At 47.7% G+C, this 18531-nt stretch carries 19 protein-coding genes and 1 pseudogene; 8 read left to right on the top strand and 12 right to left on the bottom strand.

Annotated elements, in window-relative coordinates:
* Positions 1-150 precede the first annotated feature (150 nt).
* Positions 151-313: pseudogene (locus MGMO_RS21080) on the top strand (transposase); the annotation flags it as partial.
* A 271-nt stretch (positions 314-584) separates the two neighbouring features.
* Here MGMO_RS21080 and ssb read toward each other — a convergent pair.
* Together ssb and MGMO_RS07495 are read right to left on the bottom strand one after the other, a co-directional pair.
* Positions 585-1076 (bottom strand): single-stranded DNA-binding protein, encoded by a 492-nt coding sequence (gene ssb / locus MGMO_RS07500; protein ID WP_023494442.1) that lies wholly within the window; start codon positions 1074-1076, stop codon positions 585-587.
* Between the two features lie 65 nt (positions 1077-1141).
* Positions 1142-2503, bottom strand: a complete 1362-nt coding sequence (locus MGMO_RS07495; protein WP_036307250.1) for an MFS transporter — start codon at positions 2501-2503, stop codon at positions 1142-1144.
* A gap of 153 nt (positions 2504-2656) precedes the next feature.
* Between MGMO_RS07495 and MGMO_RS07490 the strand changes: the two genes are divergently transcribed.
* Entirely contained in the window at positions 2657-3346 is a 690-nt protein-coding gene (locus MGMO_RS07490; RefSeq protein ID WP_023494440.1) for an O-methyltransferase, read from the top strand.
* 10 nt (positions 3347-3356) lie between these two features.
* Here MGMO_RS07490 and MGMO_RS07485 read toward each other — a convergent pair whose 3' ends face one another.
* Positions 3357-4409 (bottom strand): fatty acid desaturase, encoded by a 1053-nt coding sequence (locus MGMO_RS07485; protein ID WP_235557245.1) that lies wholly within the window; start codon positions 4407-4409, stop codon positions 3357-3359.
* Between the two features lie 480 nt (positions 4410-4889).
* On the opposite strand from MGMO_RS07485, the gene MGMO_RS07480 reads away from it, so the two are divergent.
* The gene (locus MGMO_RS07480; protein ID WP_023494438.1) at positions 4890-5726 is read left to right on the top strand and encodes an HAD-IIA family hydrolase; all 837 of its coding nucleotides are present in this window, start codon (positions 4890-4892) and stop codon (positions 5724-5726) included.
* A 160-nt stretch (positions 5727-5886) separates the two neighbouring features.
* Here the strand turns inward: MGMO_RS07480 and MGMO_RS07475 are convergent, their stop codons facing one another.
* The 4 genes from MGMO_RS07475 to MGMO_RS07460 all read right to left on the bottom strand — a co-directional run bounded on the left by MGMO_RS07475 (position 5887) and on the right by MGMO_RS07460 (position 8665).
* Entirely contained in the window at positions 5887-6207 is a 321-nt protein-coding gene (locus MGMO_RS07475) for a group II intron maturase-specific domain-containing protein (RefSeq protein ID WP_023494437.1), read from the bottom strand.
* Between the two features lie 196 nt (positions 6208-6403).
* Positions 6404-6715 (bottom strand): hypothetical protein, encoded by a 312-nt coding sequence (locus MGMO_RS07470; RefSeq protein WP_023494436.1) that lies wholly within the window; start codon positions 6713-6715, stop codon positions 6404-6406.
* 229 nt (positions 6716-6944) lie between these two features.
* Positions 6945-7547: an NUDIX domain-containing protein gene (locus MGMO_RS07465; RefSeq protein WP_023494435.1), complete on the bottom strand. Its 603-nt coding sequence runs from the start codon at positions 7545-7547 to the stop codon at positions 6945-6947.
* Positions 7544-8665 (bottom strand): PQQ-dependent sugar dehydrogenase, encoded by a 1122-nt coding sequence (locus MGMO_RS07460; protein ID WP_023494434.1) that lies wholly within the window; start codon positions 8663-8665, stop codon positions 7544-7546. Before MGMO_RS07460 ends, MGMO_RS07465 begins: the two co-directional genes overlap by 4 nt.
* Before the next feature lie 110 nt (positions 8666-8775).
* Here MGMO_RS07460 and htpX point away from each other — a divergent pair, with 110 nt between their 5' ends.
* Complete coding sequence (gene htpX, locus MGMO_RS07455) at positions 8776-9657, top strand: protease HtpX (protein ID WP_023494433.1); 882 nt, start codon at positions 8776-8778, stop codon at positions 9655-9657.
* Between the two features lie 78 nt (positions 9658-9735).
* Here the strand turns inward: htpX and panD are convergent, their stop codons facing one another.
* The 5 genes from panD to pcnB form a co-directional block, all read right to left on the bottom strand.
* A complete protein-coding gene (gene panD, locus MGMO_RS07450; protein ID WP_023494432.1) occupies positions 9736-10116 on the bottom strand; it encodes an aspartate 1-decarboxylase in 381 nt (126 codons plus the stop codon).
* Between the two features lie 94 nt (positions 10117-10210).
* Positions 10211-11059: a pantoate--beta-alanine ligase gene (gene panC / locus MGMO_RS07445; RefSeq protein WP_023494431.1), complete on the bottom strand. Its 849-nt coding sequence runs from the start codon at positions 11057-11059 to the stop codon at positions 10211-10213.
* A gap of 6 nt (positions 11060-11065) precedes the next feature.
* Positions 11066-11869, bottom strand: a complete 804-nt coding sequence (gene panB, locus MGMO_RS07440) for a 3-methyl-2-oxobutanoate hydroxymethyltransferase (RefSeq protein WP_023494430.1) — start codon at positions 11867-11869, stop codon at positions 11066-11068.
* Positions 11853-12374, bottom strand: coding sequence for a 2-amino-4-hydroxy-6-hydroxymethyldihydropteridine diphosphokinase (gene folK, locus MGMO_RS07435; RefSeq protein ID WP_023494429.1), 522 nt, complete (start codon positions 12372-12374; stop codon positions 11853-11855). The genes panB and folK overlap by 17 nt, the downstream gene beginning before the upstream one ends.
* 16 nt (positions 12375-12390) lie before the next feature.
* On the bottom strand, positions 12391-13710 hold the full coding sequence (gene pcnB, locus MGMO_RS07430; RefSeq protein ID WP_023494428.1) for a polynucleotide adenylyltransferase PcnB: 1320 nt from the start codon (positions 13708-13710) through the stop codon (positions 12391-12393).
* A gap of 250 nt (positions 13711-13960) precedes the next feature.
* On the opposite strand from pcnB, the gene MGMO_RS20960 reads away from it, so the two are divergent.
* The 4 genes from MGMO_RS20960 to ubiD all read left to right on the top strand — a co-directional run bounded on the left by MGMO_RS20960 (position 13961) and on the right by ubiD (position 18431).
* Entirely contained in the window at positions 13961-14329 is a 369-nt protein-coding gene (locus tag MGMO_RS20960) for a hypothetical protein (protein ID WP_023494427.1), read from the top strand.
* Entirely contained in the window at positions 14326-14766 is a 441-nt protein-coding gene (locus MGMO_RS07420; protein WP_023494426.1) for an RDD family protein, read from the top strand. The genes MGMO_RS20960 and MGMO_RS07420 overlap by 4 nt, the downstream gene beginning before the upstream one ends.
* 159 nt (positions 14767-14925) lie before the next feature.
* The gene (gene prlC / locus MGMO_RS07415) at positions 14926-16971 is read left to right on the top strand and encodes an oligopeptidase A (RefSeq protein WP_023494425.1); all 2046 of its coding nucleotides are present in this window, start codon (positions 14926-14928) and stop codon (positions 16969-16971) included.
* Entirely contained in the window at positions 16968-18431 is a 1464-nt protein-coding gene (ubiD, locus tag MGMO_RS07410; RefSeq protein WP_023494424.1) for a 4-hydroxy-3-polyprenylbenzoate decarboxylase, read from the top strand. The genes prlC and ubiD overlap by 4 nt, the downstream gene beginning before the upstream one ends.
* Positions 18432-18531 lie beyond the last annotated feature (100 nt).

The following is an 18531-nucleotide window of genomic DNA, read 5'->3' as shown; positions in this document are numbered from 1 at the left end:
TAGGTATTTATGCTAATAGCATTGAGTTTAAAAAGCCCAGATAATGTCACCAAGAAATTTAACCGGATACCTTTAAATTTTTATGGGGCAAGATCGAACATTTTAATTAATGGAATTATTTAAGGACACATCATGAATACTGAGAGAAGAATGTTTCCAACCGAGTTTAACGGCCATGAAGAACGGAGAGCCTATTCCGCCAATTTTAAAGCCCAAGTTGCATTAGCCGCCATAAAAGGCGAAAAATCACATGCTGAACTGGCTATGGAATTTGCCATACACCCCAATCAGGTGAGCCTATGGAAGCAGCAAATGCTAAATAATGTAAACAAGCTATTTGATAATGACAGTGAATATTATGATGAAACCATGGCTAATATTGCAGACAGCCGCCATGCCAAGATAGGCCAGCTAATGGCTGAGAATGATTTTTTGACTAAGGTGTTGGGCCGTTAGTTTAGACTTGTAATTTTGCAACACGCCTCATTTGCTACATAACCAATAAATTTCAAAATACAAAGAAAAAAGCCCCTAATAATAGAGGCTTAATCGCATTTTTTACTTAATTAGACACTAAATCCCTGTTAGAACGGTATGTCGTCGTCAAAATCATCGTAATCTGGCGGTGGGGGCGACGGCATGGTGCTTGCTGGACTATTCTGAGCCGCCGACGCTTGCTTGTTTCCAGGCATTGATGCCCCGTAACTGGCGCTGGGTTGTTCCGCGCCAAAATGCCCAGTGCCGCCGCTACGGCTGCCGAGCATGTGCATTTCTTCGCCAAGGATTTCTGTCGTGTAATGGTCTTGTCCATCCTGGCCTTGCCATTTGCGGGTTTGTAGACGGCCTTCCACATAGATCTGGCTACCTTTCTTCAAATATTCCCCAGCGATTTCCGCCAGACGGTTGAAAAAAATCACCCGATGCCATTCGGTCGCTTCCTTACGTTCCCCCGTTTGTTTGTCTTTCCAACGTCGTGTCGTCGCTAGCCGGATATTGGCGACTGAACCGCCGCTGGGCATAAAACGTATTTCAGGGTCGGCACCCAAATTTCCTATCAATGTCACTTTGTTTAACATGTCCTCTCCTCCTTCAACTATTTACGATTATGCAGATTTTATTAGGGGAAGCCCCAATATCCTGTTCAAACCTGGGTATATTTTGTAATCAACAACTGTAATTCTTGCCGATCCAACTGTTGATTATCAACTTTTAGATAGGCAACGCCTTCGTCGTAATGTAAGGTAATATCCTCAACACCCTTAAGTTTAAGCATTTCTAAGGTAAATTCATCCGCTCTCTGTTCAGTGACTGACTGCAAAGAAATCAACAAATTTGCCCAATAACGCGGCGGCTTCATGCTAAATGACAACAACAACCAGCTAAGTGCGACTAACGCGCAAAGTAAGAATACGGCCGGCGCGCCATATTGCCCATAACACCAGCCTCCCAGGCTGCCGCCTATCCCTGCGCCTAAAAACTGGCAGGTCGAATAAATACCCATCGCCGTCCCGCGCATATCGCCGGGCGCGGTTTTGGAAATCAATGACGGCAAGGTGGCTTCCAGTAAATTAAAGCCGCTAAAAAACAAGGTTAAGAATCCTACAATGCCAAACAACGTCGTGTTGAATTGCATTAAACCTAAATCGGCCAGCACCAAAATCAAAATCGCAAATAAAAACACCGGTTTCATTTTGCGTTTCTTTTCCGCCAGGATCACAAACGGAATAATGACCGCAAATGAAGCGACAAATACGGGTAAGTAGACTTTCCAATGATCGCTCGGCAACAAGCCTGCATCGCGCATCAGTAAAGGCAACACAACAAAGCTCGCCGTCAATATGGCATGCAAGACAAAAATGCCGTAATTTAATCTCAGCAGTTCCGGCTCTTTCAGCACTTGAAAAAACGAGCTCGACACGAGTTCGGCATCGCGGTGCTTCTTCAACTGTTGCGGTTGCGGCACTAAAAAAATAATAACCAAAATCGCCAGCAAAGACAGCACGGCTATCAACCAAAAAAGGCCATGAATACCAACAAACCCAGCAATAACAGGCCCTGCCGCAATCGCCACACCAAATGAAATGCCAATACTTGCGCCGATTAAGGCCATCGCTTTAGTCCGATGGACTTCCTGGGTTAGGTCGGCCAACAACGCCATTGTCGGGCCTGCAATCGCACCAGAACCTTGCACAGCACGTCCAACGATAACACCATAGATGCTGGTGGAAAATGCCGCGATGACGCTGCCCAAACAAAACAGCAGCAACCCAAAAACGATAATTTTTTTTCGGCCCACTCGGTCGGACACCAAACCAAAAGGGATTTGCAGCACCGCCTGGCTCATACCATAAATTCCGATAGCCAGCCCTATTAGCGAAGGAGTAGAGCCCTCCATCTGCTCGGCAAACAGCGACATGACAGGCATAATCAAAAACAGTCCCAGCATACGTAAAGCATAGATACTGGCTAAAGACCAAGTCGCCCGACGTTCCGCCGGTGTCATAGGGCTCGTTATATCCTGTATTTCAGTCAAGCACGCACTCCATGTTTAGCGTTAAAATTGGACAAAGGAAACGGGTAAAAACCAACGAACCTTTATTATAACAATCTTTGCTGGCTGAATAGCTAAGCATCTGCCCAACTATTGGAATATGACATGGCTGATGAAAAACACTCACCTAAGCTAATGGACTCTGGGTTATTGACTCCTGTCAATCCGGCGATTGAGATTTATATGCGTGGCCTGTTACATAAAACGGACCATCCCGTATTACTTGCAATGGAAAAATTGGCAAGGGAATCCAACTTTCCTATCGTTGACCGCCTGGTGGGCGTTTTTCTGGAAACGCAGGCAAAATCCATTGGTGCCAAGCGGGTATTTGAATTTGGCAGTGGTTATGGATACTCTGCCTACTGGTTTGCCAAAGCAGTTGGGCAAGAGGGGCAAGTGGTTTGTACGGACGGCGATCCGTTGAACAAACAGAAAGCCGAACAATTCTTAGGGGCAACCGAGTTATGGAATACCATCGATTTCCATACGGGTATAGCCCAAATACTCTTTGCACAAACCGAAGGATTGTTCGATATCTGCTATAACGATGCCGATAAGGGTGATTACCCTGAAATCTGGCAAATGGCCAAAACCCGCATCCGCCCTGGGGGATTGTACATAGCTGACAATGTGTTATGGCATGGTCGCGTAGCACTCACCGAATTCGTTGACATTGTACCCGGCTGGACCGAAGCCATAAAAGAACACAACGAACGAATCTTCGCCGATCCCGATTTTGATGCTTACATCAACCCAACTCGGGATGGTGTCATCGTCGCCCGTAAAAAAGCCTAGCAAGGAAAACCTAATCAGTCGAGTATCCCGGGTGTCGCTTCCTACGTGGCAATTTTTTAATCGAATTAAAACTCACCAACTTTTGCTTTTCTTCATCCCAGAGGTTCAACCACAGTGATTGGACACTTTTGCGTAAGGTCAATGGCGTCACTGCTTGCAAAGCGGGCACTTCGTTGTAACACCGCTGCAGGTTGTAGTTGGGTATATTGGCCCGGACATGGTGGATATGGTGCAACCCGATGTTGCCGACTATCCATTGCATAACCACCGGCAATTTATAATATGAACTGCCTTCCAAGCCGGAACGCGTCAAGTCCCAACTGTCATTGCGTGCCCAATACACATCCTCATACTGATGTTGCACATAAAACATCCACATGCCGACGCTGGCCGCAATCAGGATAATCGGAAATTGGATCAACAGGTAATTGTAAAAACCGAGAGTCAAGCTCATCACCAGAACAAGTGCCGCAATGGCGACATTGGTAAACATGACGCTGAAATGCTCGCGTTTTTTAGCGCCAGGGCTAGGAAAGCGGTGTACTATCAAAAATAAGATTAAAGGCGTAATACTAAACAAGATCAAAGGATTGCGGAAAACACGATAAGCGAATCGCTTTGGCCTGGAGGCGGCCAAGTATTCAGCTACCGTTAGTGTCCAAACATCGCCTTCGCCACGGTTGTCCAAATCGCCAGAGTTGGCATGGTGTATAACATGAGAACGTTGCCAATCTTCGAAAGCCGTGAATGTCAAAATTCCGGCGACATAACCGAACAATCGATTACCCGTTCGCCAAGGGAAAAATGCGCCATGACAACAGTCGTGGAACAGTATGAATAAGCGAACTAAAAAAGCGGCGGCTATAACCGACAACAATAAGGTTATCCAGACGGAAGCACCCTGCACAACCATATAAATCATTACCGCCCAAAGGCTTATATAAGGGATAAAGGTATTGGTCACTTGGATCAAGGCCTTCCGGCAATCCGGTTGTGCATAGTAGGACAGTGCTTGGATCAAGTCCTTCCGGCTTGAGGCGAAGCTTTCACTGCTTGTGGACATTGTATCGGCAGATTTCATTGACATAAGAAAGCAAAGTAAGTTGTGGAACATGCGCAGTGCTTTCCTATAGTCGATGATAGCCTGTATCGAACAGAGGATGGCAAAATCCGCAGATCGGTTATAAATGACAACAAAAACAATCCCTTTGGCAAGGATGAAAACACCGAAAAACGGCTACGGGTTATTAAAGTAGTAGGCAGGAAATAAGCGGGGAGAATTTCTGGCGGTATACTCGGGCGCTATTCTGCCTTAAATGACAAGAATAAGAAATAATGAATTTATTATTTGTTACAGATGTGTTGTCGTTGGATAGTATTTTTATAAAAAAATCACTATACCCCTATTATTGAGGTTAAAAAGGTCGACTCACTAACCGTATTTGCACTTGGCTTTAAACCTTGTTTGAACCAGTTGCTTATATTCCCTTGAACTAAAGCGCGTTTACTTCGACAATAAGCATATTTTTCAGAAAATATGACTATGAATCCGTTCACCGATATCCGCGCCCTCATCATCGATATGGATGGCGTGTTGTGGCATGGCAATCAAGCGGTCCCTGGATTGACCGATTTCTTTCAAATTCTCCGTGACAAGAACCTCCCTTTTATCCTGGCGACCAATAATGCCAGCCATACCCCGCAGCAATACGTAAGCAAACTCGCGGAAATGGGTGTTGTTATAGAACCCAAAGAAATTATGACTTCAGCGTTGGCGACGGCCATGTACTTGACTGAGAACATGGATCCCGCCCAAACCCGTGTTTTTGTGGTCGGCGAAGACGGCGCAATACAAGCCCTGCAAGAACAAGGCTTTACCTTGACGGGGCTTTACGAAATTAACGGCCCCACCAGCAAAGGCGCCGACGTTGTCGTTTGCGGAAAAGACCACACCTTAACCTGGGATAAGCTGGCGACGGCAACGCTAAATATTCGTGCGGGGGCACAATTTATCGGCACCAATGACGACAACACCCTGCCCACTGAGCTTGGCCTTATTCACGGCAATGGCGCAATACTGGCAGCATTACAAACGGCAACCGGAGTAAGCCCAACGATTATCGGCAAGCCCGAGCCCATCATGTACCAACAAGCTATCTCCCGGTTAGGTGCCGACCTTTCAGAAACGATCGCTATCGGCGATAAGCTGGAAACCGACATTCTAGGCGCAATACGTACAGGAATCCGTAGCCTGATGGTCTTGGGCGGGGTTTCGACGGAAGCCGACCTGAAGGCCTCGGAATACCAACCCACATGGGTCATGCAGGATCTTCGTGCTGTGACAGAAGCATTGGGGACACTAAAGTCAGGTAATTTTTAAGTTGTTGAACCCACCCATGGTGCGCTAGTCGAACCATGGGTGAAATAATCAATCAGTTTCCGTTACAAGTCGATCGGGTTGAGATAACAGGATTGCGCCCGTTATCCCTCCCACATCACCGGACACGCGGTTTTCCGCATCCGGCGGTGAACCCATCGACTCAAATCGTCGCAAAATCTGATAGTACAAATAAACCCCATTGCCGAAGCCGTGCGTTGTCCAGCACGGCTTGCAGCATAGGGCTAAGCGCTAAACGCCATGTCCCCACTGAGCCGCTCGCTTGCTTTAGGTGATAGGGCTTGGCTTTCAAAAGCTTCAGCGCATTCAATCTGCCCCGCCCTTGTTGGCAGATACTAAAGTAGTTCCACCAACCCCGGACATAGTCTTGCCAGCGCTTGATGCGCTCCACCAATGGCATGCTTCCTTGGGCATTCCATTGGCTTCGCACTTGATCCTTACGTTTCGCTACGGCTGTCGTCACTGCTTCCGGTTATCTCCTTCCAGATAACAAGTTTTAGCCCATGCCGGGCACACTAGGGCATTCCATGCACCAAATCTTATCCGGTGATGTCCTTTTATAACACCGATGATTTTGGTGCGTAAAACGCACCCTACTTGACTAATGGAACAACTGTTAAGGGGAATGTGCTTCGGTCATGGTAATATCCTGACATGCCTTATTTATCAAAAAATTCAAATTGCGAGAAAAAGTAAACGATCAAGATAGCCGTTATACCCGAAAAAATGGCAAAATTCCGTTCATCCTTTCCCGCAACCGTATGGCTTCTTTGTGCGGCAAGTTTTGAAGCCGAGGTAGTCCCGTCAACTAAGTATGCGGCATATTTCGGATCTGCGGATTCATCGCTATTCGATTTAATTTGACTTTGGTTAACCCGTTGGTTTATGTCGACATATTTGATGTTCTTGGCGTAAGAAGTAGTTGTAATAACGGCAAAAACTGGTATTAAAAATAAACTTAAAATTTTCATTGCCCATCTCGTTCATTATGACAATGCCAATATATCCACGACTAATTTTTATGTTTTGATCTTGGTCAAGCTTTAACTTAATTTGGTATTCAAAGCCAGCCTGGGCGGGCATATGCTGTTCGTGCCCACGGAATGAACGGCACTCTTTGCGATGACCGCACGGAACACCGCAACCGTCTGAAAAGGGTGGGCAAAACCGCCTGCCCACCCTACCTGTAGAAATTAATACTTAGGATTGCCCTTCCCGTAAAGACTCCCGATGCAACGCCAACCACTGGATAGCAACAATCGCGATGCCGGATTCAATCTCGCCTACTTCCAGCATCCGGTACACCTCGTCGAAAGGGACGGCGTAGACCAGGATGTCCTCATCTTCATGGTCCAACCCGTGGATACCGCCAACCTGTGTGCTATCTACCCTGCCGTAAAACAGGCTGATTAGCTCTGATGAGCCGCCGGGGGTCGTGTAGAAGCGGTTGATTAAGGTCAGCTCCAGAATGTCGCAACCCGCTTCTTCTTGCGATTCACGGCGGGCTACTTCTTCGGCGGTTTCCCCTTCATCAATCGCGCCGCCGACAATTTCCACTAACCAGGCGCGTTCCGTGTTGACGGTGATGGCGGCTCCGATGCGGAATTGCTCAATCAGCACGACCTTATCGGCAACGGGATCGTACAACAAGACGGCGACACAATTGGTGCGGCGAAATAACTCACGGGTAAATTCTCCGCTCCACCCCCCACCAAACAAGGTGTGTTTGATGTAATATTTTTCCATCTGGTAAAAGCCGTCATACATCACGTCCCTTTTAATGATTTCAAATTCTTTTTTCATTTTTTGCCCTTGTATTCAAGCTTGTAAATAAGCCCTAATTGGTCGTCGGAAATCAACAAGCTACCTTCCGGCAATTCCAGAATATCCACGGGTCGGCCTAATACATTGCCATCTTGGGTTAACCACCCGTCGATAAGCACTTCTTCGGAAACCGGCTTATTTTGCTCGAAGCGGACCAACGCAATGCGATAACCATCCGGTTTGCTGCGGTTCCAGGAACCGTGTTGGGCGACCAATAATTGGTTTTTATAGCCCGTTGGAAATTGCTTGCCGCGATAAAACCGTAATCCCAATGGGGCGACATGGGCTTTATATTTCCAGACCGGCGCAACAAATTCTTTACAGTTTTTACCTGCACCAAACTGAGGGTCAGGAAGTTCGCCAGCATGACAATAGGGATAACCGAAATGTTCGCCTACTTTCGACCATTGGTTCAATTCTTCAGGCGGCAAGTCATCGCCCAGATAATCCCGACCATTTTCATTGAAAAACAGGGCATTTGTTTCAGGTTGCCAGTCAAATCCCACGGTATTTCGGATACCCGTGGCAATGATTTCAAAACCCGTGCCGTCCGGTTTTAATCTAACGAGCGACGCATATGGCTTGTCCGGCTGACAAATATTGCACGGGGCACCAATGGCCGTGTAAAGTTTGCCGTCCGGCCCAAAGCGCAGGTATTTCCAGCCGTGGTGTTTATCGGATGGAAACTTATCATAAACAACAACAGGGTTGGGCGGGTGATCCAAGTTTTTGGAAATTTCGTCAAACCGGAGGATACGGTTGATTTCAGCCACATACAAAGTGCCATCCTTATAAGCCACACCATTCGGCATGTACAAATCGCTGGCAATGGTCGTATTTTTATCGGCAATGCCATCGTGATTGGCGTCTTCAACAGCATAGACGTTACCGGCAGCGCCTGTGCCAACAAACACAATGCCGTTATCACCTAGTGCCAGGCTACGCGCATTCGGCAGCTTATCGGCAAAGACAGAAATCTTGAATCCTTCTGGAACCTGTAGTTTATTCAACAAGTCTTGATGGCTTTCAGGTTGTGCAAAGCCTAAACCTATGTTACATAAAAGCAGCGTAAGGAACAGGGTTTTGGTTTGTGTCATGAAATTTCTCCTTAACTAAACTTATGCCTATATTATCATTCTAACAGGCGTTGAATTTATCCATTCAGCCCCCATAAAAGGCATTACATCACAACACAAGAGGCCACACCATGATGCGAATTTTATTGTTTTTAGCTACTAACGTCGCTGTAATGATCGTTATTAGCATCCTATTTAACCTACTGGGCTTGGGCAATTACCTTAACGCACAAGGAACGGGAATTGACTTAGGGGCGTTATTGATGATGTCAGCGGTCATCGGCATAACCGGCTCAGTCATTTCACTGGCAATGTCGAAAACGATGGCGAAAGCTTCAATGGGAGTACAAGTCATCGCCCAACCCCAAAACCAGACCGAAAAATGGCTGGTCGATGTCGTTAACAAACAAGCCCAAAAAGCAGGTATCGGTATGCCGGAAGTGGGAATATTCCAAGCACCAGTCGCCAATGCCTTTGCGACAGGCATGAACAGGAATAGCGCACTCGTCGCCGTCAGCACGGGCTTGTTGCAAAGTATGACCCCCGACGAGGTGGAAGCCGTGGTCGGGCACGAAATAACCCACGTCGCCAACGGCGATATGGTTACGATGGCCTTGATGCAGGGCGTACTCAATACCTTTGTATATTTCTTTGCCACGATTATTGGTCACGTCGTAGATCGCGCTTTATCAGGCAATAATGAACGCAGCGGCGTTGGCATGGGCTATTACATTGTACAAATGATTGCCCAAATCGCTTTGGGATTCCTGGCTTCTATGCTGGTCTGCTGGTTCTCACGCTACCGCGAATTCCATGCCGACGCAGGTGGGGCGAACTTGGCAGGACGGGAAAAGATGATTAGCGCCCTGCGCGCCTTGCAACGCGGTCATGAAGCGGAAGAACTGCCAGGACAATTTGCCGCATTCGGCATTAACGGTGGCGGAATCCAAAAGCTGTTTATGACTCATCCGCCACTGGAAGAGCGCATTGCGGCTTTGCAAAACGCCAAGTAATCTTGATCGTTGCGACATGCCGGACAAATCACTGTCCGGCATTATCCTTAGCTAAGGACCTTTATTGCGAAAGAAACCTTAGGCCGCTTGGACAGGGATGGAAGAGGCTGAACGAATGATCTCGTTTTTGTCATTGAAGTAAATCAGCACAGGTTTATACGTCGCCAATTCTTTTTGGTCGAGGATGACATAAGAGCAGATAATCACCAAATCGCCGGGACAAGCCAAACGGGCGGCGGCACCATTGACGGAAACCGTCCCTGAACCATTTTCGGCGCGAATAGCGTAGGTGGTAAAACGCTCACCATTGTTGATGTTGTAAATCTGGATCTGCTCGTATTCCTTGATCCCTGCCAAATCCAAAATGTAGCCGTCAATCGCGCACGAACCCTCATAACCCAGTTCAGAACGGGTTACCGTGACTCTGTGCAGCTTTGCTTTCAGCATGGTAGTTTGCATATCTATACGATCTAACCCTCAAAAGTGAACCGCAAATTATCTCTTATATCGATTTTCATATCAACATTATACAACCCGAACATTACGATTGTACCTATCTTGCAGTAGAAACACGGATATTGTCAATAAGACGTGTCCGCCCCAGCTTCGCCGCTGCCAACACAACCAAATCGGTGTCTTGCTTATCGGCTTTCAACAAATCACCCACCCGGCACACGCTGAAGTAATCCGGCACAAAACCAGCCTCTTGCAAATAAATCACGGCTTCGTCCTCTAATGCCGAATAACCCTTTTTGCCCATCAAAATCCCGTCACGGGCGGCGCACAAGGCCTGATACAACTTTGGCGCAACCCGTAATTCTTCTGGGCTTAGATAGCCGTTTCTTGAACTCAGCGCCAATCCGCTACTTTCCCGGACGGTCTCCACGGGCCTTATTTCAACAGGGATGTTCAAATCATTAACCATCTTGCGAATAACAGCTAACTGTTGAAAATCCTTTTGACCCAAAAAACCTATGTCAGGTTGCACTATATTTAAAAATTTGCAAACGACTGTTGCAACACCGTCAAAATGCCCAGGCCTTGATGCCCCACAGTGCAAATTAGAAAGGTTTTTTACGCTGACGACAGTTTTTGCATCGTTACCATACATCTCGCCAACACTGGGCAAGAAGAGCAAATCAACGCCGGCATCATCCAATTTTTGCTTGTCTTCAGCTTCTGTACGTGGATAAGCCTCAAAATCCTCGCCTACACCGAACTGGGTGGGATTGACAAAAATACTGACAGCGACCCGATCCGCAGATTTTTGGGCTTCTTCGACCAATTTCAAGTGCCCAATGTGTAAATTGCCCATTGTGGGAACAAAAGCGATACGTGCACCAGCCATTCGCCATGTCTTGACGGCATTCCGCACATTAATAATCGTATCGGTTACCTGCATGACCGGCTAAAAACTGTGTTCCAACCCTGGAAATTCAGCACTCTTGACGGCGAGATGATAGGCCGTAATGGCTTCTTCAACGCACTTAAATCCTGTCATGAAGTTTTTGGAAAACCGGGGTCGCTTATTAACGCCAATATTGAGCATGTCATACAAGACCAGCACTTGACCATCGCAACCAATGCCTGCGCCAATACCGATCACGGGAATGGTCAACTCAGCGCTGATTTGTTTGGCAAGCGCGGCAGGCACACATTCCAAAACCAACATACCCGCACCCAATTCCTGCAATTTCTGGGCATCATCACGAAGTTTTTGGGCAGCTTCCGGCTCTTTTCCCTGGACGCTGTACGCCCCAAGCTGATGGATGGATTGTGGCAACAAGCCCAAATGTCCGCAAACGGGAATACCTTGCTCGACCAGAAAACGGACGCAGTCAACCCTGGCGCCTTCCAGTTTTACCATGTGTGCGCCACCCGCTTGGAGCAATTGCGCGGCATTCCTGGCGGCATCATCAAGGTTGGAATAGGTCATAAATGGCATGTCGGCGATGATGTAAGCCCTTTTCCGCACCCGGCTGACGCATTGGGTATGGTATACCATCTGTTCAATCGTGACGGGTATTGTGGTGCCGTAGCCTTGGACGACCATGCCCAAAGAATCGCCTACCAATAAAATATCAATGCCGACCTTATCAATGACGGCGGCAAAACTGGCATCGTAAGCGGTCAGGCATGATATTTTTTCGCCTTTGCGTTTCATAGTCGTTATATCGTTGATCGACAAGGGTTTGTCAATTAGCTGATTCATCTTCGTTTAACCGCCGTAAGCCTGCAATCGGACAATGGGGAAGTAAATACGACAGGTCGCCATGACCCGGGATATTCAATTCCGGCGCACATTCGCTCAAGGGATAAAGGACAAAAGCCCGTTCGGCTATGCCCTTATGCGGCACGACCAATTCCTCTGTATCAATTTGCCGGTCGCCATACAGGAGCAAATCCAAATCCAATGTCCTCGCTCCCCAGCGTTGGACACCCCTTACCCGCCCATGTTCCAACTCAATCGCTTGCAGGGCATGCAATAAATCCAAGGGGGATAAACAGGTTGCCACGGCCATTACCGCATTTATATAATCGGGTTGCTCTTGCGGACCCATAGGAGAGCTGACGTACAGGCTCGAGAATGCGAGTTCCTTTACATGAGTCAGTGCAGAAATCGCCAAACGCGCCGATTTAATTTGGGCAACAGGCGATTCCAGGTTGCTGCCCATACCGATATACGCAACCGTTTGGGGATCTTTCGGATTATTCATCTCGGGAACGGAAACGCTAGGATTCTGTTGCCTTTGGCCTGTTTTGGCTAGACCGCCGCAAATTCCTTTTAAATCCTGATTTTTTCTGGTTATTCCGTCCCGGCTGGGTCATCTTTCGTTGCTCGTTTTCATTGGCATTCTGGTATTTTGTCCACCATTCAGCCAATTCAGGATCAGCGCCACCCGTTTCAGCGCGTAACAATAAGAAATCATAAGCTGCCCGAAAACGGGGATGGCTCAACAGCCGGTTCGGTTTTGAACCCACGCGGGCATTAAACTTAGGTTGCAAGCTCCAAACTTCACGCATGGCGGTCGTAATAAACCGCGGCATTGCCGTTAGCTTCAGTTGCCTGGAAACGACTTCGTTAGCAGCATCCTGATAGGCCATGAATTCAGGCACACCTTGGGAGAGTAAGTTCCTGACAAGGGTCTGCACCGGCTCCCACAAGAACGCCGACAACAAAAAATAAGCCGTCACCGTCTTGCCTTCTGTAATCCGGTTGTCTGAATTTTGTAACGCCTTAATTAAAAACAATTTAGGGAATCCATCCTGTTCAACCGCGAGGCTTCTTTCCGTCGCTGGGAACAACACCTGGAATAAGCCATAATGCCTCAGCATTTCAAAGGTTTGTACGGCGTAGCCGACCATAAAGAGCTTCAAGACCTCGTCGTACAAGCGTGCGGGCGGAATGCTGTCGAGCAAAGGGGCATTGGCGTGGATCGCGGCTTGACAATCGGGATGCATATTGAAGCCCAGCTTGACGGCAAAGCGCACCGCCCTAAGCATCCGTACAGGATCTTCTCGAAACCGGGTTTCAGGATCACCGATCAGCCGTATCGTGCCCGCCTTGTGGTCTTCCATCCCGCCCACGTAATCGACGACGGAATAATCCTTGATGTTGTAGTACAACGCATTGACAGTAAAATCCCTGCGCCAGACATCTTCCTCAATCGTGCCGTAGACATTGTCCCGAAGCAACCGCCCTTCCTTATTGAGCATTTGTTTTTCGTCCTGCACGTCACCGTTACCGCGAAAAGTGGCGACTTCGATGACTTCTTTGCCAAAATGGACGTGCGCCAGACGAAACCGTCGCCCGATCAAACGGCAATTTCGGAAGATTTTTCTGACCTCATCTGGGTCGGCGTTGGTGGCCACATCGAAATCCTTCGGCTCGCGCCCCAACAACAGGTCGCGTACGCACCCACCCACAAGATAAGCGTCATAGCCTTCTTTTTTCAGTTTATACAATACCTTCAATGCATTGTCGCTAATTTGGCTGCGCGAAATACAATGCTCAGATCGTTCGTACAACCTGATCTTTGCTTTTGTCGGCACACTGTTAGCCTTAGTGCCGCCAATAATTTTTTTGATAAAGTTTAAAATGACCTTTTATCCCTGGTGTTGTTTTTATTCGCGCCAATCATAGCATTTTGCAAGGCATAGTCCCAATTCGCTGGCGGGTTTTCTTTTACAGAACTCGCTTGGATAGTGTAAAATCAAGTTGGATTTTAACAAATTTCCACCGCAAGTGATTTACAATAACAACAAAACATCCTAATCAACCATCAAATTCAAGGCCGATAATATGAATAACTGGATTGACACTATAAAAAAATTCCAAGCCGCCTTGCTCGACCAACCTTTTCTGGGGAGCATTTTTATTGTCGATTTCGCCATTTTGCTGCTGCACAGGCCACCGGTCTTATTTTCCCTCCTAATGGTAGGCGGCTTAGTGGCCATGTCTATGTATTTCGGGCAAAAACTGGCTATTTTTAACTTGATGCCCAAAACGGGAGTCAAACCGGCACCAGTAGCCACTGCCGCAAAAGCGGTAGCCGAACCCGCCGCAGCACCCAAAGTTGCCGCAACAGCTGCTGTGTCCACACCTGCGCCATCCGCAACCGAAACGAAACCCAAAGCAAAGGCAAAACCAAAGGCCAAACCCAAAGCTTGAAGCCAAAACCCAGTTTTTTTCGCTATTTGGCCATAATTGTCTACGATGCCTTGCTGCTGTTAGGGGTATTGTTTTTCGCAACGCTGTTAATTCTCCCTTTTAACGCAGGAATCGCTTTCAGCCGAGAGCAATTCCTGTATCCAGCTTATTTAGTTTTTGTCAGTTTCCTATTTTATGGCTGGTTTTGGACGCACGGCGGTCAAACGCTGGGGTTAAGGGCATGGAAAATAAGGGTTCTAAACGATAATTACGAACCTATCACATGGCGGCAAGCCTTCGTACGGTTTATTGTCTCCCTGTTTTCTTGGGGTGTTTTAGGTTTGGGCTTTCTATGGGTGCTTGTTGATAAAAACCAACGTAGCTGGCACGATATGGCTTCCCAAACAGGGCTTTATCTGGAATCGACGAATAACAAAGAAACAATCATGAAGCCATGAACATTAAACCTTACCAAACAAATCCCTGTTGAATTGGATGAACCTTAGTAACTTGCCGGTTGCCAAGTTACTGATATCCTAATTAACCAACTACATTTAACAGATTTTTTAGCGCATTATTGAGCCTGCCAAACACCACTTCCTTACCTGAACCCGACTATGAATAACCCTTTATTAGCTGAGTCTACCCTCCCCTTATTTTCCCAAATAAAACCCGAATATGTTGAACCCGCTATCGACCGACTCCTGGCAGAAGCCCGTGCAGTAGTAGAGGAGCGGCTACAGGCCAGCAACAACTATACTTGGGAAAATCTGATTGAACCGCTGGAAAGCGCAGACGACAGGCTCAACAGGGCTTGGTCACCAGTCAGCCATTTGAATTCGGTGGTCAACACCAAGGAAATGCTGGCCGCCTACAATGCGTGCCTCCCAAAATTGAGCGTATATTCAACCGAAATGGGTCAAAATGAAGCCTTATTTAATGCGTACCGCTTTATTGCCGACGGCCCCGAATATCCTACGTTGACAGATGCCCAACAGAAAATCATCAACAATGCCTTAAGGGATTTCAAGCTGTCCGGTATTGCCCTGGATAAAGCGAAAAAACAGCGTTTTAAGGAAATCAGCCAGGAACTATCGCAACTCGCCAGCAATTATGAGGAAAATCTCCTTGATGCTACCAATGCCTGGAGCAAATTGATTACGGATAAAGCAGACTTGGCAGGATTGCCTGCTTCCGCTTTGGCTCAGGCCAGGCAAACGGCGGAACAAGCCGGACAGGAAGGCTGGATGATTACCCTGCAATTTCCATCTTACCATGCCGTAATGATGAATGCCGACAACCGGGAACTTAGGCGCGAACATTACGAAGCCTATAATACGCGTGCATCTGACCAAGGCCCCCATGCCGGGCAATGGGACAACACCGAACTCATGGAACGTATCTTGGCATTACGCCACGAAAAGGCAAAATTACTGGGCTACAGCAATTATGCCGAACTTTCCCTTGCCACCAAAATGGCGGAAAAACCCCAAGATGTCATACATTTTCTGGAAGACTTGGCCGAAAAATCCCTACCCCAAGCCCGTAAGGATTTGGACGATTTAAAGGCGTTTGCTGATGAACACTATAACATCAAAGACTTGCAGTCTTGGGATTTGGGTTATTATTCCGAGAAAATGCGCCAGCATTTTTACCAGTTGTCGCAAGAAGAAGTTAAAGCCTATTTTCCCGTTACCCGCGTTTTGCCAGGCTTGTTTACCGTTGTAGAAAAACTTTACGGGTTGATTATTACTGAATTGAGTGATTTTGACAGTTGGCATCCTGATGTACGTTTTTTCCAAATCCATGATAAGGATAAACAATTGCGCGGCCAATTTTATCTCGACTTATACGCTCGTCCGAAAAAGCGCGGCGGGGCATGGATGGATGATTGCGTGGGCAGAAAAAAATCTGCCGGTTCGGTGCAAACACCCGTCGCCTACCTCACCTGTAACTTTACCCCGCCGACCGGAAATGATCCCGCTCTCTTGACACACGATGAAGTCACCACCTTATTCCATGAATTCGGTCATGGCCTCCAGCACATGCTGACAAAAATCGACTATCTTGGCGTATCCGGCATCAACGGCGTGGAATGGGATGCGGTGGAACTGCCCAGCCAGTTCATGGAAAATTGGTGCTGGGAAAAAGAATCGCTGCAACTGGTTTCCGGTCATTACCAAACGGGCGAAACGCTCACTGACAGCTTATTCGGCAAAATGCTGGCTGCAAAAAACTTCCAGGCCGGCATGATAATGGTCAGGCAACTCGAATTCAGCCTGTTCGATTTCAAGATTCACCTGGATTACGATCCCGCACTGGGCGGCAGGATATATGAAACGTTAGAAAAGGTAAGGTCTCAAGTTGCCGTCGTCCAACCACCCAAATTCAACCGTTTTCCGCACAGTTTCTCACATATTTTTGCGGGTGGTTATGCTGCGGGCTACTACAGCTACAAATGGGCGGAAGTCCTATCCAGCGACGCGTTTTCCTTGTTTGAGGAAAAAGGCATTTTTGACCAGGAATCGGGGAATGCCTTCTTGTCGAATATCTTGGAACGTGGCGGCAGCCAGGATGCGATGGAATTGTACGTCAAATTCCGTGGCCGCAAACCCACCATCGACGCACTGCTCAGGCACAACGGTATCGGTGTCGCGGCGTGAAATACAAGGATTTGCGGGATTTTATCGAGCAACTGGAAAAACGAGGGGAATTAAAGCGCGTCACCGTTGAAGTTGATCCCTACCTTGAAATAACTGAAATCTGCGACCGCGTCCTTAAACAGGGCGGCCCGGCCCTGCTATTTGAAAATCCAAAAAATTCGAACATCCCGATCCTTTGTAACCTGTTTGGCACGACCAAACGAGTGGCAATGGGCATGGGCGCTAAGGACATCAGCGAATTGCGCGGAATAGGGGAATTGCTGGCTTACCTAAAAGAACCCGAACCACCCAAGGGCATGAAAGATGCGTTTGAGAAAATTCCAGTGTTCAAGCAAGTCCTCAACATGACACCTAAAGTCGTGACCAACCCCGCTTGCCAGGAAACCATGCTGGAAGGTGACGAAATCGACCTAAGCCGTTATCCCATACAAACCTGCTGGCCAGGGGATGCCGCACCCTTAATTACGTGGCCCCTAGTGATTACTAAAGGCCCAAATAAGCAACGGCAAAACTTAGGGATCTACCGCCAGCAAGTCATCGCAAAAAACAAGGTCATCATGCGTTGGCTGGCGCATCGGGGCGGGGCACTGGACTTTAAGGAATGGCAACAGGCTTATCCTGACCAGCCTTTTCCCGTTGCAGTGGCGTTGGGCGCCGATCCCGCCACCATCCTCGGTGCGGTAACGCCAGTGCCGGACACCTTGTCAGAATATGCTTTTGCCGGGCTGTTGCGCGGCAGCAAAACAGAAGTGGCAAAATGCTTGACTAACGACCTGCAAGTGCCTGCCAGTGCCGAAATTGTCCTGGAGGGCTTTATTTATCCGGGTGAAACTGCAAAGGAAGGGCCTTTCGGCGACCACACGGGATACTACAACGAGGTCGATGAATTTCCGGTATTTACAATAGAAAAGATTACTCAACGCCGCAATCCCATCTATCACAGCACGTATACCGGACGGCCTCCTGATGAACCGGCCATTTTAGGTGTCGCTTTAAACGAAGTCTTCATCCCTATCCTGCAAAAGCAATTCCCGGAAATAATCGATTTTTACCTGCCCCCCGAAGGCTGTTCGTATCGGATGGCGGTCATCAGCATGAAGAAGCAATATGCCGGACATGCCAAGCGGGTCATGTTAGGGACTTGGTCTTATCTCCGGCAATTCATGTACACTAAATTCGTCATCGTGGTCGATGAGGATATCAATGTCCGTAATTGGGAGGACGTGATTTGGGCTATCACAACCCGAATGGATCCAGCTCGAGACTTAACCATACTGGAAAACACGCCGATTGATTATCTCGATTTCGCCTCACCTGTATCGGGGTTGGGCTCAAAGGTAGGCTTTGATGCGACCAACAAATGGCCAGGGGAAACAAGCAGAGAATGGGGAACACCGATTGAAATGCCAAAAGCAATCAAGCTAAAAATAGATGAGCTATGGGATTCTTTATTTCACTGAACAACAAAAGCGAATTCAATCAATAAAATCACGGAAACAAAAAACCCAGCAAATAGCTGGGTTTCCGAATTTTGATCGCAGATCTTTGTAATACATAGCT

This window comes from Methyloglobulus morosus KoM1 (assembly GCF_000496735.2).
GTDB lineage: Bacteria > Pseudomonadota > Gammaproteobacteria > Methylococcales > Methylomonadaceae > Methyloglobulus > Methyloglobulus morosus.
This window is presented reverse-complemented; position numbering and strand designations above follow the sequence as displayed.